Here is a 14,106-nt window from a genome sequence, read left to right on the forward strand (position 1 = left end):
TGAGGTCAGGCGCGCCCGCCCAGCGACTGGATCATGCGGCCACGCAGGCCCTCGTCGCTGTCGGCCTGCGGCGGCTGCACTTCGTGCAGGCTGAACCCTCGCACTAGCGCATCTTCCTCGTCCAGGCCGTCGTACTCGACGAATTCGGCGTCGAACAGCTGCGAACGCGCGGTGTCCTCGCTGTCATAGCTCAGCGTGTTGCCATCGCTGTCGAGCACTTCGGCGGTGCCGGCAGGGCGAACGCGCAGGCGCGCCCAGATCAAGGTGTTGCCGAGGCTGGCCAGCCACCAGCTGTCGCGCGAGGCGGTGATGTCATTCATGAGCGTATTACCAGAGCGAGGCCAGCCAGAGCAGGGCAGCCATGCCCAGTCCGGCCAGCAGGGTCAGCAGCGATACCCAGGCCGGTGTCGCCAGCCCGGACAAGGAGCGGTCCGGTTGCTGCCGATAGTCGCGTCGCAGCAGCCAGGCCAGGGCATCGGGCTTGAGGAAGGCGCCGCTGCCGAAGCGCGCGGCGAGCGCCGGATGGCGGTCGCGCACGTGCACCAGGGTCAGCGGCCAGAAGATCACGAAGGCACTGAACCCGGCCACTGCGACGCCGACGAAACAGAGGGCGAAGAACAGGGTCATGGGGGAAGTACCTCCGTGGTCGTATGGGACTTAGAAGTCCGCGCTGCCCGGGGCGCGCGGGTAGGGGATCGCATCGCGGATGTTGGACAGCCCGCAGACGTACACCACCAGGCGCTCGAAGCCCAGGCCGAAGCCTGCGTGCGGCACCGAACCATAGCGGCGGAAATCGCGGTACCAGCTGTAGTGCTCGCGATCCAGGCCGAACTGGGCCATGCGCGCGTCCAGCACGTCCAGGCGCTCTTCGCGCTGGCTGCCGCCGATGATCTCGCCGATGCCCGGGGCCAGCACGTCCATCGCGGCAACGGTCTTGCCGTCGTCGTTCAGGCGCATGTAGAAGGCCTTGATGTGCTCCGGATAGTTGGTCACCACCACCGGGCGGCCGACGTGCTCCTCGGTCAGCCAGCGCTCGTGCTCGGTCTGCAGGTCCAGGCCCCATTCGACCGGGAAGTCGAACTTCTTGCCGGACTTCTGCAGCAGGCTGACCGCATCGGTGTAGTCGATGCGCTCGAACGGGGCATTGATGAAGTCTTCCAGCTTGGTGATCGCGTTCTTGTCCACGCGCTCGGCAATGAAGGCCAGGTCGTCGCCACGCTCGTTCAGCACCGCGCGGAACAGGTACTTCAGGAACTCCTCGGCCAGGCGCGCGTCTTCGGCCAGGTCGGCGAAGGCGATTTCCGGTTCGATCATCCAGAATTCCGCCAGGTGGCGGGTGGTGTGGCTGTTCTCGGCGCGGAAGGTCGGGCCGAAAGTGTAGACCTTGCTCAGCGCCAGGCAGTAGGCCTCGACGTTCAGCTGGCCGGACACGGTCAGGAAGGTTTCCTTGCCGAAGAAGTCGCGGCTGAAATCGATCGCGCCCTTCTCATCGCGCGGCAGGTTCACCATGTCCAGGGTGGACACGCGGAACATCTGGCCGGCGCCTTCGGCGTCGGAGGTGGTGATGATCGGGGTGCTGATCCAGTTGAAGCCGTTCTCGTGGAAGAAGCGGTGCACGGCCTGGGCCAGGCAGTTGCGGATGCGGGTGACCGCGCCGAACAGGTTGGTGCGCGGACGCAGGTGCGCCACTTCGCGCAGGAACTCCGGCGACATCGGCTTGGGCTGGATCGGGTAGGTGAGCGGGTCTTCGACCCAGCCGACCACCTCCAGCGCGCTGGCCTGGATCTCGAACGACTGGCCCTTGCCCTGCGACTTCACCAGCGTGCCGGTGGCGATGACCGAGCAGCCGCTGGTCAGGCGCTTGATCTCGTCGAAGTTGGTCAGGGTGTCATTGGCCACGACCTGGATCGGGGCGAAGCAGGAGCCGTCGCTCACATTCACGAAGGCCAGATTCGCTGAACCGCGCACCGTGCGCACCCATCCGCGTACCGTGACTTCGCCGCCTTCCGGGATCTTCCCGGCAAGCGCATGTTCAACGCTGACCACCGTCATGACTTGAATCCTCTGCTGATCGACTCGATCTGTGAACACGGGAGTTTACCGGTTGCAGTGTTCCGCTTGCGAGGCATTTTTCATGGCAACGGCTCCTTATAATGTCCCCGTACCTCTGGAGTAGCCTCATGGCTGTCAGCCTGACCCCCATTGCCTTCGAGCGCGTGCAGCGCTTCGTCGCCCAGACCCCCGGCGCGCTGGGCCTGCGTTTCGGCGTGACCAAGACCGGCTGTTCCGGCTGGGGCCACGTGACCGACCTGGCCCGCGATGAGCGCGAGGGCGATACCGTGTTCGAGCAGGACGGCGTGAAGATCTATGTCGACGCCAAGAGCCTGGCGCTGGTGGACGGCACCGTGATCGACTTCGGCAAGCATGGCCTGAGCGAGACGTTCACGTTCAGCAACCCCAATGCCACCGCCGAGTGTGGCTGCGGCGAGAGCTTCACCACCGACGCCGACAAGGCCTGACGGCCGGCCGCCGGGCATGGCCCTGCGCTGCCCGCCTGGTGGGTGCCGACCTTGATCGGCACCGGGGCAGGGCACCCCGGTTCAGCATGTCGGGTACCCCCGGTTGCCCATCCTCCCCATCTGCGCCATAATGCGCGGCTTCCTGCCTACCCGGCGGGAACCCTTGCCCCACCGCGGTCTCAACGGCGGGGGGCTGTCCGGCCGCAAGGCCACATCCGAAAGGTAGAAAAACATGAGTCGTCATTACGAAATCGTGTTCATGGTCCACCCGGACCAGAGCGAGCAGGTCCCGGCCATGATCGAGCGCTACAAGTCGCTGGTCGAGAACGGCAACGGCACCATCCACCGTCTGGAAGACTGGGGCCGCCGCCAGCTGGCGTACCCGATCCAGAACCTGGTGAAGGCCCACTACGTGCTGATGAACATCGAAGCCGACCAGGCCGTTCTGAACGAACTGACCGAGAGCTTCCGCTTCAACGACGCCGTGCTGCGCAACCTGGTCATCAAGCGTGACGAGGCTGACACCGAGCAGTCGCTGATCATGAAGAGCAAGGACGAGAAGGGTGACAAGCCGGAGCGCGGTGAGCGCCGTCGTCGTGACGACGAAGAAGGCGAGTCCAACAACACCGCTGACAACGAAGCCGGCGACGACGCCGCTTCCGCCGCCTAAGGAGCCTTCCCATGTCCAAGTTCTTCCGTCGCCGCAAGTTCTGCAAGTTCACGGCTGAAGGTGTGAAGGAGATCGACTACAAGGATCTCAACACCCTGCGCCAGTACCTGACCGAGAACGGCAAGATCGTGCCGAGCCGCGTCACCGGTACCAAGTCGAAGTACCAGCGCCAGCTGGCGACCGCCGTCAAGCGCGCTCGCTTCCTGGCCCTGATCCCGTACACCGACAACCACGACGTCTGATGCCCGGCGGGGCGGCCCGGTGCCGCCCCCGCTGTGCCAGCTATTCGGACAGCCTTTGTTGCGGGGCATCGCCTCGCTAACGAATAACTCATCTGGAGCAATACCATGCAGCTGATCCTCCTGCAGAAAGTCACCAACCTCGGCAACCTGGGCGACCTGGTCGACGTGAAGCCGGGCTACGGCCGTAACTTCCTCGTGCCGCAGGGCAAGGCCGTGCCGGCCACCGAGAGCAACAAGGCCGAGTTCGAAGCCAAGCGCGCCGAGTACGAGGCCAAGGCCCAGGCCATCCACGCCGAAGCTGACGCCCGCAAGGCCAAGCTGGACGGCGCGAGCGTGACCATCCCGGCCAACGCTTCGACCGAAGGCAAGCTGTACGGCTCGGTCGGCGCCCGCGAAATCGCCGATGCCTTCACCGCTGCCGGCCTGCCGGTCAGCAAGAGCGAAGTCATCCTGGGCGAAGGCGCCTTCCGCAACATCGGCGAGTACGACGTGCTGATCCACCTGCACGCCGACGTCGAGACCACCGTCAAGGTTGTCGTCGTCGCCGAAGCCTGATCCCACGCCGCAAGGCCTGGCATCACCGCAGAACGGGCGCCCGCAAGGGTGCCCGTTTTGTTTTATGGCTCCCGCTCCAGGGTGTCGAGGCCGGCCGGGCCGACGGGGCAGGGCCGGACAATGTTCCACGCCCATTCGTAGAACACGGCCACATCGGTATACTCAGGGCGTCACACCCGTTCCACGGTCATCGATCCCAACAGGATCAATGACTTGGAGGGTAAACGCAGGCCGCTTGCCGGCCCCAGTCCGGAACCCCTATGCGTCTTTCCACGATCAAGCTGTCCGGCTTCAAGTCGTTCGTCGATCCGACCACCCTGCACCTGCCGACCAACATGACCGGCGTGGTGGGGCCCAATGGCTGCGGCAAGTCGAACATCATCGACGCCGTGCGCTGGGTCATGGGCGAGAGTTCGGCCAGCCGCCTGCGCGGCGACTCGCTGACCGACGTGATCTTCTCCGGTTCCAACGCCCGCAAGCCGGTCTCGCAGGCCACCGTCGAGCTGATCTTCGACAACTCCGACCACACGATCTCGGGCGAGTACGCCTCGTTCAACGAAATCTCGGTCAAGCGCACGGTCAGCCGCGACGGCACCAGCAATTACTACCTCAACGGCACCAAGTGCCGCCGCCGTGACATCACCGACCTGTTCCTCGGCACCGGCCTGGGGCCGCGCAGTTACTCGATCATCGAGCAGGGCATGATCAGCCAGATCATCGAGGCGCGCCCGGAAGACCTGCGCGTGTACCTGGAAGAGGCGGCCGGCATCTCCAAGTACAAGGAGCGCCGCAAGGAAACCGAGACCCGCATCCGCCACACCCGCGAAAACCTGGACCGCCTGGGTGATCTGCGTGATGAGATCAGCAAGCAGCTCGAGCATCTCAAGCGCCAGGCCAAGCAGGCCGAGCAGTACCAGGCGCTGCAGGAAGAGCGCCGGGTCAAGGATGCCGAGTGGAAGGCACTGGAATTCCGTGGCCTCGACGGGCGGCTGTCGAAGCTGCGCGAAGGCCTGTCGCAGGAAGAAACCAGGCTGCAGCAGCTGATCGCCGACCAGCGTGACGCCGAGGCCCGCATCGAGACCTCGCGCGTGCGCCGCGAAGAGGCGGCCGATGCGCTGAACACCGCGCAGGCCGCGGTCTACCAGGTCGGCAGCACGCTGGCCCGCCTGGAGCAGCAGATCCAGCACCAGCGCGAGTTGTCGCAGCGCCTGCACAAGGCACGCGATGAAACCCAGCAGGCCCTGGCCGAGCTGGGGCAGCACATCAGTGGCGACGAGGCCAAGCTGATGGTGCTGCGTGAGGCGGTCGAGGCCGCCACCCCGCAGCTGGAAGAACTGCAGGAAGAAAACGAGATCAAGCAGGAAAGCCTGCGTGAGGCGGAAGACCGGCTGGCCAGCTGGCAGCAGCGCTGGGAACAGCACAGCTCGCAGAGTTCGGAAGCCTCGCGCGCCGGCGATGTCGAACGCACGCGCGTGGACTACCTGGACAAGCAGATCCTCGATGCCGACCGGCGTCGTGAAGCCCTGGCCGCCGAGCGCGCCGGGCTGGACGTGGACGCGCTGGAAGAAGCCTTCGAGCAGCTGCACCTGCAGCACGACACGCAGAAAACCGCGCTGGATGAGCTGAGCGAAGACGTCGAGCTGCGCAAGCAGGGCGTGACCGCCGTGCAGGAGCAGCAGCGCAAGGGCCAGAGCGAACTGGCGGAACTGCGCAAGCAGGTCAACGGCCTGCGTGGCCGCCTGGCCTCGCTGGAAACCCTGCAACAGGCCGCACTGGGCCAGGAGCAGGGCGCGGCTGTGGCCTGGCTGAAGGCGCGTGGGCTGGATTCGGCGGCGCGTGTCGGCGAACGCCTGAACGTTGATGCCGGCTGGGAAAACGCGGTGGAAAGCGCGCTCGGCCAATTGATCGAAGGCGTGCTGGTGGATGACCCGGCCAGCCTGGTCGACGCGCTGGGCGAACTGGGCGATGGCCACATCGCGCTGGTTGCCAACGCCGGTGCCGACTTCAAGGCTGCACCGACCTCGCTGGCTGCACGCGTGCGTGGTCCAGCAGCGATCCGTCGCCTGCTGGCGCACCTGCACGGTGCCAAGGATCTGGCCGAAGCCAAGGCGCTGCAGGCCAGCCTGCCGGAAGGCGATTCGATCATCACCCAGGGCGGTGAGCGCCTGGGCGAGGGCTGGCTGCGCGTGTCGCGTTCCGGCGCGGCCCAGCAGGGCGCGCTGCTGCGCGAACGCGAGATCAATGAGCTGCGCGAGCAGATCGAGCAGCTTCAGGACCGCGAAGCCGAGCTGGAAGAACAGCTGGCAGGCTTCCGCGAGCAGTTGCAGGCCGCCGAACAGCAGCGCGAAGACGCGCAGCGTGCGCTGTACCAGGCCCATCGTGCGGTATCCGAACTGGCAGGCCAGCTGCAGGGCCAGCAGGGCAAGGTGGAAGCCGCACGCACGCGCATCGATCGCATCGAAGGTGAGCTGAAGCAGTTGCAGGAAACGCTGGAGGCCAACAACGAACAGGCGCGTGAAGCGCGTTCGCGATTGGAGAACGCGGTCAGCAGCATGGGCGACCTGGAATCGACCCGGCAGCGACTCGAGGGCGAGCGCCGCCAGCTGACCGAGGCCCGCGACCTTGCCCGCGACGCCGCACGTGCGGTGCGCGAGCGTTCGCACTCGCTGGCGCTGACCCTGGAATCGCAGCGGGCGCAGCTGGCTTCGTTGAGCCAGGCACTGGAGCGCATGGGCACCCAGCGCGGGCAGCTGGATTCGCGCCTGGGCGAGCTGCATTCGCAGCTGGACGAGGGTGATTCGCCGGTCGAATCTCTGCAGGCCGAGCATCAGAACGCGCTGGAAGAGCGCGTGCGCGCCGATCGCGTGCTGACCGAGGCGCGCACGCTGCTGGACGGCATCGACGCCGAGCTGCGCAATTACGAACAGACCCGCCACCAGCGCGACGAACAGGCATTGGCCCAGCGTGAGCGCATCTCGCAGCGCAAGCTGGATCAGCAAGCGCTGGTGCTCAGCGCGGACACCCTGCAGGGTGCGGTGGAGAAGGCCGGTTTCGTACTGCAGGACGTGCTCAATGCGCTGCCCGAAGATGCTCGCTTGGGCGACTGGGAGCAGGCCGTGCACCAGATCGATGGCCGCATGCGCCGGCTGGAGCCGGTCAATCTGGCGGCCATCCACGAGTACGGTGAGGCGTCGCAGCGCTCGGACTACCTGGATTCGCAGCACACCGACCTGACCACCGCGCTGGAAACCCTGGAAGATGCCATCCGCAAGATCGACCGCGAGACCCGCGGCCGCTTCAAGGACACTTTCGACCGCGTCAACGCCGGCGTGCAGGCGCTGTACCCGCGCCTGTTCGGTGGCGGGCACGCCTACCTGGAGCTGACCGGTGAAGACCTGCTCGACACCGGCGTGACCATCATGGCGCGTCCGCCGGGCAAGCGGGTGTCCAGCATCTCGCTGCTGTCCGGTGGCGAGAAGGCGATGACCGCAGTGGCGCTGGTGTTCGCCATCTTCCAGCTGAACCCGGCACCGTTCTGCCTGCTGGACGAGGTGGACGCACCGCTGGACGAAGCCAACGTCGGCCGCCTGGCCAACATGGTCAAGGAAATGAGCGAGAAGGTGCAGTTCCTGTTCGTCAGCCACAACAAGGCGACGATGGAGGCTGCGCACCAGCTGTCGGGCGTGACCATGCGCGAACCAGGCGTCAGCCGCCTTGTCAGCGTGGACCTGGAAGAAGCCGCACGATTGGCGGGCGCGGCCTGACGTGCCATCCTAATTACCTGAATGAACTAGCCGGAGAACCTATCGAATGTCCGACACGGCACTGTTGCGCATCGGCATCCTGGCCGCCGGCCTGCTGTTGATCGCCGCGATCTTCCTGTTTGGCCGTCCGAAGAAGAAGCCCCAGGGGCGCCGCGTGGAAAGCGCGGAACCGACCAGCGGCGAGCGTCGCGAGCCGGTGCTGGGCGATGATGGCGTCACCGTGGCCGATGGCCGCGTGGAGCCGGGCCTGGGCCCGGAAGGCGAGCAGGCCGAGCTTGGCCTGGCCGACACCGACGCAGGCGCGGCCAGCGACCTTGGCAAGCGCGCCACCCAGGACTTCGACAAGATCGTCTCGCTGTTCGTGGCCGCTCGCGCCGGCGAGCAGCTGCGCGGCGAAGACATCGTGGTGGCGGCGGAGAAGACCGGCTTGGTGTTCGGCCACATGAACGTGTTCCACCGCCTGGTGGAAGGCCACCCGGAGCGCGGCCCGATCTTCTCGATGGCCAGCATCATGAAGCCGGGCAGCTTCGACATGGCCAACATCCGTGCGATGGAAACCCCGGCCATCGCCTTCTTCCTGACCCTGCCGGCGCCGCTGACCGCGCTGGATGCCTGGGAGAAGATGCTGCCGACGGTGCAGCGCATGGCCGAGCTGCTGGACGGCCTGGTGCTGGATGACAGCCGCAACCCCCTGGGCCGCCAGCGCATCGCGCACATCCGTGACGAGCTGCGTGCCTATGATCGCCAGCACCAGGCACCGCCGCTGACCAAGACCCCGCGCTGGTAAGCGCGGTTTGCCATGGTGTGCCGACAACGGTCGGCACCCACCCCCGGTAGATCCACGCCATGCGTGGATGCGGTCTACGCCGGGACGCCGGCCACCTTCGCGAACGCGCGGCGGAACGCGGCCATCTCCTCCTCGGTGCCCACCGTTACCCGCACGCGCTGCGGCCAGATCGGCCAGCTGCGTCCGATCACCACGCCGTTGTCCGCCATCGCCTTGGCGAACGCACTGCCGTCGCGCTGCACATCCACCAAGAAGCAGTTTGCTTCCGACGGAACGCAGCTGAAACCACGCTTGCCCAACCACGCGATGGTGGCCTGGCGCGCCTTGGCATTCTGCAGGCGCCGCTGCGGGATCAGCTGCGGGTCGCGCAGGCTGGCCAGTGCCGCGGCCAGGGCCGGCACCGGTAGCGGGTTGTCGCCCAGGCGGGCCAGTTCGCGCAGGCGGTCGGGATGTGCAGCCGCCACGCCCAGGCGCAGGCCGGCCATGCCGTACAGCTTGGAGAACGTGCGCAGCACGATCAGGTCATCGCGCTGCGTCACCTGCGCGATCAGGCTCGGCTGCTCGCTGTACTGCAGGTAGGCCTCGTCGACCAGCACGCGGGTGGCGGCAGGCTTGTGGGCCAGCAGCCAGGCAAGCTCATCGGCAGGGCTGACCGAGCCGGTCGGGTTGTTCGGGTTACACACATACAGCAGCCCGGTCGGCCGTGCATGTGCGGCGGCGACCATTGCACGAAGGTCATGTGCGCCGTCGTCGCGCAGCGGCACTTTCTGCACGTCGGCACCGTGTGCGGCGGCGACCTCGCCCAGCGTCTCGAAGGTCGGGTCGGCTACCACCAGGCCCGCCTGCGGGCCCGTCCACACGGTGGCGGCGCGATTCAACGGTTCACTGGAGCCGGGATAGAGGCGCACATGGTCGGCCGGCAGTCCTGCCTGTTCGATGAAGACGTCGCGTACCTGTCCGGCCAGTGCGAAACGGTAGCGGCCGCAACCGGCGATGCTGTCGCGCGCGGCCTGCTGGGCAGCGGGCGAGGGGCCGTGGGGGCATTCGTTGAAATTCAGCAGTACGGCACCTTCGCGAGGTGCGGGCGCAGCGGCCGAGGCCGGTTGGGCCTGGGCAGGGCGGGGAAGGCCGGTGCCGGCCATGGCGAGGCCGGCACCGGCCAGCTGCAGGAAGTGACGGCGGGAGGCGGGCGGGGTCATGGGCGGAATTCCGATGAGAGGCGACGCACGCTAGCGCTGGAGGGGGCGGGTGGCAAGCTGATTCTGTAGCGTCGAGCCGTGCTCGACTGCAGACGTGCCAACCAAGGTTGGCACCTACCGGAACGGGGCGAAGGTTGGCACCTACCGGAGCGGGGCGAAGGTTGGCAGCTACCGGAGCGGGGGCGATGGTTGGCAGCTACCAGAGCGGGGGCGGGAGCCGAGCATGGCTCGACGCTGCAAAGGCGGAGGCGTTACCGGGCCTGACGGCCGGGCGCGGTAGAATTCCCGGCCATCCCAGAACCACCGGATCCCGATGAGCCCCAGCCCCGCCGAACGCGCCGCAGACCTTCGCAGGCAGATCGCCCAGGCCAACCGCGCCTACCACGAGCTGGACGCGCCGGAGATCCCCGACGTTGACTACGACCGGATGGTGCGCGAGCTGGAAGCGCTGGAGCGCGAGCATCCGGAACTGGCCCGTGCCGACAGTCCGACCCAGCAGGTCGGTGCGCGGCCCTCCGGCCGTTTCCCGGAAGTGCGCCACGCGGTACCGATGCTGTCGCTGTCCAATGCCTTCAGCGATGAAGAAGTGGCCGATTTCGTGCGCCGCATCGACGAGCGCCTGGGGCGTCGCAGCCTGCGGTTCTCGGCCGAGCCGAAGATGGACGGCCTGGCGATCAGCCTGCGCTACGAGGAGGGTCACTTCGTGCTCGGCGCGACCCGTGGCGATGGCAGTACCGGCGAGGACGTGACCGCCAACCTGCGCGAGATCGGTGACATTCCCAAGCGCCTGCACGGCAAGGACTGGCCGGACGTGCTGGAGGTACGCGGCGAGGTCTATATGGCGCGTGCCGATTTCGAGGCCTACAACGAACGTGCCCGTCAGCACGGTGGCAAGGTGCTGGCCAATCCGCGCAACGCCGCGGCCGGCTCGCTGCGCCAGCTCGATCCGAAGATCAGTGCGCAGCGCAGGCTGAGCTTCTTCGCCTACGGCACCGGCGAGGTGCAGGGTGGCGAGCTGCCAGACACGCATTCGGGCACGCTGGCCCAGCTCGGCGCCTGGGGTTTCCCGGTCAGCGCACTGTGCAAGGTGGTGGAAGGGACCGACGGCCTGCTGGGGTACTACCGCGATATCGGTGAGCGCCGCGACGGCCTGCCGTTCGATATCGATGGCGTGGTCTACAAGCTGGATGACCGCGCCGGCCAGCAGGCGATGGGCTTCGTCTCGCGCGCACCGCGCTGGGCCATCGCGCACAAGTTCCCGGCGCAGGAACAGAGCACCACGGTGGAGGCGATCGAGATCCAGATCGGCCGCACAGGTGCTGCCACGCCTGTTGCGCGCCTGGCGCCGGTGGCCGTGGCCGGCGTGATCGTGTCCAACGCCACGCTGCACAACGCCGACCAGATCGCGCGCCTCGATGTGCGCGTCGGCGACAGCGTGATCGTGCGTCGTGCGGGCGATGTCATTCCCGAGGTGGTCAGCGTCATTCTCGACCGCCGCCCGCAGGGCACCACGCCGTGGCAGATGCCGACGCGCTGCCCGGTGTGCGGCTCGGAGATCGTGCGTGAGGAGGGGGCGGCGGCGTGGCGTTGTTCGGGCGAACTGTCCTGCCCGGCGCAGCGCAAGGAAGCCATTGCCCATTTCGCCTCGCGCCGCGCCATGGACATCGACGGCCTCGGCGACAAGTACATCGAAACCCTGGTCGATGCCGGCATCGTCAAGAGCGTGGCCGACCTGTACCGGCTCAGCCGCGATACGCTGCTGCACCTGAAGCTGGTGCTGGATGCGGAGGATCCGTCGGCGCTGGCAGCGGCGCTGAAGCTGCACCTTCCCGCCGAGGGCAGTGGTGCCGTGCTCAATGCGGTGCTCAAGCTGGACGGCAACGATCCGGGCTGGCGCGCGCAGGCGCTGGCGCAGCCGGCCAGCTTCGAATGGAACACGAAGAAGATCGCCACCAAGTGGGCCGACAACCTGATCGCAGCGATCGACGCCAGCCGGGCCGCCACGCTGGAACGCCTGCTGTTCGCACTCGGCATCGAGCATGTGGGCGAGAGCACTGCCAAGGCGCTGGCGCAGTGGTTCGGTGACCTGGAACTGATCCGCCATCTGCCGTGGCCGCTGTTCAAGCGCGTGCCGGACATCGGTGGCGAAGTGGCGCGGTCGCTCGGCCACTTCTTCGAGCAGCAGGGCAACCAGCAGGCCATCGATGACCTTCTGCAGGTCGGACAGGTCCGCATCAGCGATGTGCACGCGCCCAGCGCCAAGTTGCGCGAGGGGCTGGACCTGGCGCAGCTGCTGGTCGAATCGGAGATCCCTGGCATTACCCGCCTGCGCGCGGAAAAACTGGTCGCCGCGTTGCCCGGTGCACAGGCGGTGCTCGACGCCGAGCATGGCCAGTTCGTCAACGCCGGGCTGCCGGATGACACGGCGCGTGGTCTGGCCGAGTGGCTGGACGCCGATGGCCACGGTGCGATGCTGTTGGCCGCCGAGAACGCGATGCGGCAGATCCTGGCCAAGGCGCCGGCGCTGGCCGAGATCGTGGCCGGTCCGCTGGATGGGCAGACCGTGGTACTGACCGGCACCTTGGCCCAGCTTACCCGCGATGCCGCCAAGGAGCGCCTGGAGGCGCTTGGTGCCAAGGTGTCCGGCAGCGTGTCGAAAAAGACCAGTTTCGTGGTGGCCGGCACCGAGGCAGGCTCCAAGCTGGACAAGGCACAGTCGCTGGGTGTGCCGGTGTGGGACGAGGACCGCCTGCTGGCCTATCTTGCTGAACACGAATGATGACCCCGCCGGGTGCCCCTGCGCCCGGCATGAAACACAAAGGAACACCGATGCAGACCGCCCCGCTGGATTTCCGCCTGGCCACCCGAGCTGACGAGGAGCTGCTGATCGCGTTGATGCGCGAGTTCTACGCCGAAGACAGGATCGACTTCGACGACGCGCGCGTGCGTCGCGGCGTGGATGCGTTGCTGGCCGATCCGCGTAATGGCGAAGTGCTGCTGTGGCTGGACGAGGCCGGCGAGGTGGTCGGCTATGCGGTGATCGCGATGGGCTTCAGCCTGGAACAGGGCGGCCACTTCATGCTGCTGGACGAGCTGTACCTGGCCCACCGTGCACGTGGTCGTGGCCGCGGCAAGCAGGCGCTGGCGATCTGCGAACAGCGTGCGCGCGGCCGTGGCGTCAGCCGCCTGCGCCTGGAAGTGAACCACCACAACGAGCTGGCCCGTCGCCTTTACCTGGCCAGCGGCTACATCGACGACACCCGCGATCTGCTGACCCTGCCGCTGGACCATCCGCGCCCGGAGGGCATCCTGTGAGCGAGGCCCTGCTGCGGGCGCTGCAGCAGCGTGCCGCGCTCAACGCGCTGGTGCGCCGTTTCTTCGCCGAGCGCGATGTGCTGGAGGTGGAAACGCCGATCCTGTCGGTGGCGGGCAACACCGAGCCGAACATCGACAGCTTCCATACCGATTTCACCGGCCATGTCGATGCAGGTGGCCGTCGCCGCTGGCTGCGTACCTCGCCGGAGTATCCGCTCAAGCGCCTGCTGGCCGCCGGCGTCGGCGACTGCTACGAACTGGGTCGGGTGTTCCGCAACGGCGAGGCCGGTGGCCGCCACAATCCGGAATTCACAATGCTGGAGTGGTACCGGGTTGGCTGGGATCATCATCGCCTGGTGGAGGAGACCGCCGAGCTGGTCGGCCAGGCGCTGGCGCTGGTCGGACGCAGTGCGACGCTGCGCGTGCTGAGCTACCGCGAGCTGTTCCAGCAGCATGTGGGCGTGGACCCGTTCAAGGCCGATGAGGGTGCATTGCGGGCCGCGCTGGGTGATGTGCACATCGATCCGGTCGGTTTGACCCGCGACGACTGGCTGGACCTGTTGATGACCCATCGCATCCAGCCGCAGTTTGATGACACGGTGATGACCGTGGTCCATGACTGGCCGTCCAGCCAGGCTGCACTGGCGCGTATCCGGCCCGGCACGCCACCGTTGGCCGAGCGTTTCGAGTTGTACCTGGGCGCGGTGGAGCTGGCCAACGGCTATCACGAACTGAACGACGCCCACGAGCAGCGCGCGCGCTTCCAGCGTGACCTGCAGCGGCGCCATGAACGTGGCCAGGTGCAGCCGGCGCTGGACGAGGCGCTGCTGGCTGCGCTGCCATCGATGCCGGCGTGCGCTGGCGTAGCGGTGGGCGTCGATCGCCTGCTGATGGCGATGAACCGCACGCCGCGTATCGCCGATGTGCTGGCCTACGACTTTGCCCACGCATGAGCGACGCGCGTTCCTGAACTTCGAAGACTGAACGGAATACCGCGTTTCCGCGCTTGCTTCGGTAAGCAGGATGATGCTCTTATCACGGCAGATGCCGGACAC

At 67.1% G+C, this 14,106-nt stretch carries 13 protein-coding genes; 9 read left to right on the top strand and 4 right to left on the bottom strand.

All coding sequences use genetic code 11. The features are described 5' to 3' along the window. Window positions 1-5: 5 nt before the first annotated feature. The 3 genes from AASM09_RS08185 to asnS are packed head-to-tail and all read right to left on the bottom strand — an operon-like array spanning window position 6 to window position 2,052. Entirely contained in the window at window positions 6-320 is a 315-nt protein-coding gene (locus AASM09_RS08185; protein WP_006453002.1) for a hypothetical protein, read from the bottom strand. A gap of 7 nt (window positions 321-327) precedes the next feature. Next, entirely contained in the window at window positions 328-627 is a 300-nt protein-coding gene (locus tag AASM09_RS08190; RefSeq protein WP_005410232.1) for a hypothetical protein, read from the bottom strand. Between the two features lie 30 nt (window positions 628-657). Continuing rightward, a complete protein-coding gene (gene asnS, locus AASM09_RS08195; RefSeq protein ID WP_049428381.1) occupies window positions 658-2,052 on the bottom strand; it encodes an asparagine--tRNA ligase in 1,395 nt (464 codons plus the stop codon). 128 nt (window positions 2,053-2,180) lie between these two features. Between asnS and AASM09_RS08200 the strand changes: the two genes are divergently transcribed. The 6 genes from AASM09_RS08200 to zipA all read left to right on the top strand — a co-directional run bounded on the left by AASM09_RS08200 (window position 2,181) and on the right by zipA (window position 8,537). Beyond that, window positions 2,181-2,519, top strand: coding sequence for a HesB/IscA family protein (locus AASM09_RS08200; protein WP_049428383.1), 339 nt, complete (start codon window positions 2,181-2,183; stop codon window positions 2,517-2,519). A gap of 232 nt (window positions 2,520-2,751) precedes the next feature. After that, entirely contained in the window at window positions 2,752-3,189 is a 438-nt protein-coding gene (gene rpsF, locus AASM09_RS08205) for a 30S ribosomal protein S6 (RefSeq protein ID WP_005410228.1), read from the top strand. 11 nt (window positions 3,190-3,200) lie between these two features. Next, window positions 3,201-3,431, top strand: coding sequence for a 30S ribosomal protein S18 (gene rpsR / locus AASM09_RS08210; RefSeq protein ID WP_002804494.1), 231 nt, complete (start codon window positions 3,201-3,203; stop codon window positions 3,429-3,431). Window positions 3,432-3,536: 105 nt separating this feature from the next. After that, window positions 3,537-3,986 (top strand): 50S ribosomal protein L9, encoded by a 450-nt coding sequence (rplI, locus tag AASM09_RS08215; RefSeq protein ID WP_043398478.1) that lies wholly within the window; start codon window positions 3,537-3,539, stop codon window positions 3,984-3,986. A 260-nt stretch (window positions 3,987-4,246) separates the two neighbouring features. After that, on the top strand, window positions 4,247-7,750 hold the full coding sequence (smc, locus tag AASM09_RS08220) for a chromosome segregation protein SMC (RefSeq protein ID WP_049427508.1): 3,504 nt from the start codon (window positions 4,247-4,249) through the stop codon (window positions 7,748-7,750). A 46-nt stretch (window positions 7,751-7,796) separates the two neighbouring features. Then, window positions 7,797-8,537, top strand: a complete 741-nt coding sequence (gene zipA / locus AASM09_RS08225; RefSeq protein WP_049427506.1) for a cell division protein ZipA — start codon at window positions 7,797-7,799, stop codon at window positions 8,535-8,537. A gap of 74 nt (window positions 8,538-8,611) precedes the next feature. On the opposite strand, the gene AASM09_RS08230 is transcribed toward zipA, so the two are convergent. Continuing rightward, window positions 8,612-9,736 (bottom strand): pyridoxal phosphate-dependent aminotransferase, encoded by a 1,125-nt coding sequence (locus tag AASM09_RS08230; RefSeq protein ID WP_049427505.1) that lies wholly within the window; start codon window positions 9,734-9,736, stop codon window positions 8,612-8,614. Window positions 9,737-10,043: 307 nt separating this feature from the next. On the opposite strand from AASM09_RS08230, the gene ligA reads away from it, so the two are divergent. The 3 genes from ligA to epmA are packed head-to-tail and all read left to right on the top strand — an operon-like array spanning window position 10,044 to window position 14,004. Continuing rightward, entirely contained in the window at window positions 10,044-12,515 is a 2,472-nt protein-coding gene (gene ligA, locus AASM09_RS08235) for an NAD-dependent DNA ligase LigA (RefSeq protein ID WP_180848944.1), read from the top strand. 50 nt (window positions 12,516-12,565) lie between these two features. Then, window positions 12,566-13,051: a GNAT family N-acetyltransferase gene (locus tag AASM09_RS08240; protein ID WP_024957227.1), complete on the top strand. Its 486-nt coding sequence runs from the start codon at window positions 12,566-12,568 to the stop codon at window positions 13,049-13,051. Next, the gene (gene epmA / locus AASM09_RS08245; RefSeq protein WP_049430098.1) at window positions 13,048-14,004 is read left to right on the top strand and encodes an EF-P lysine aminoacylase EpmA; all 957 of its coding nucleotides are present in this window, start codon (window positions 13,048-13,050) and stop codon (window positions 14,002-14,004) included. The genes AASM09_RS08240 and epmA overlap by 4 nt, the downstream gene beginning before the upstream one ends. Window positions 14,005-14,106 lie beyond the last annotated feature (102 nt).

This window comes from Stenotrophomonas maltophilia (assembly GCF_039555535.1).
In the GTDB taxonomy this organism is placed as follows: Bacteria; Pseudomonadota; Gammaproteobacteria; order Xanthomonadales; family Xanthomonadaceae; genus Stenotrophomonas; species Stenotrophomonas maltophilia_Q.

What these genes read in the sequence shown, in the direction of transcription:
- AASM09_RS08190 (WP_005410232.1), bottom strand. Translation starts at nt 627, where the DNA reads ATGACCCTGTTCTTCGCCCTCTGTTTCGTCGGCGTCGCAGTGGCCGGG.
- AASM09_RS08200 (WP_049428383.1), top strand. Translation starts at nt 2,181, where the DNA reads ATGGCTGTCAGCCTGACCCCCATTGCCTTCGAGCGCGTGCAGCGCTTC.
- AASM09_RS08185 (WP_006453002.1), bottom strand. Translation starts at nt 320, where the DNA reads ATGAATGACATCACCGCCTCGCGCGACAGCTGGTGGCTGGCCAGCCTC.
- zipA (WP_049427506.1), top strand. Translation starts at nt 7,797, where the DNA reads ATGTCCGACACGGCACTGTTGCGCATCGGCATCCTGGCCGCCGGCCTG.
- smc (WP_049427508.1), top strand. Translation starts at nt 4,247, where the DNA reads ATGCGTCTTTCCACGATCAAGCTGTCCGGCTTCAAGTCGTTCGTCGAT.
- asnS (WP_049428381.1), bottom strand. Translation starts at nt 2,052, where the DNA reads ATGACGGTGGTCAGCGTTGAACATGCGCTTGCCGGGAAGATCCCGGAA.
- rpsF (WP_005410228.1), top strand. Translation starts at nt 2,752, where the DNA reads ATGAGTCGTCATTACGAAATCGTGTTCATGGTCCACCCGGACCAGAGC.
- rpsR (WP_002804494.1), top strand. Translation starts at nt 3,201, where the DNA reads ATGTCCAAGTTCTTCCGTCGCCGCAAGTTCTGCAAGTTCACGGCTGAA.
- AASM09_RS08240 (WP_024957227.1), top strand. Translation starts at nt 12,566, where the DNA reads ATGCAGACCGCCCCGCTGGATTTCCGCCTGGCCACCCGAGCTGACGAG.
- rplI (WP_043398478.1), top strand. Translation starts at nt 3,537, where the DNA reads ATGCAGCTGATCCTCCTGCAGAAAGTCACCAACCTCGGCAACCTGGGC.
- AASM09_RS08230 (WP_049427505.1), bottom strand. Translation starts at nt 9,736, where the DNA reads ATGACCCCGCCCGCCTCCCGCCGTCACTTCCTGCAGCTGGCCGGTGCC.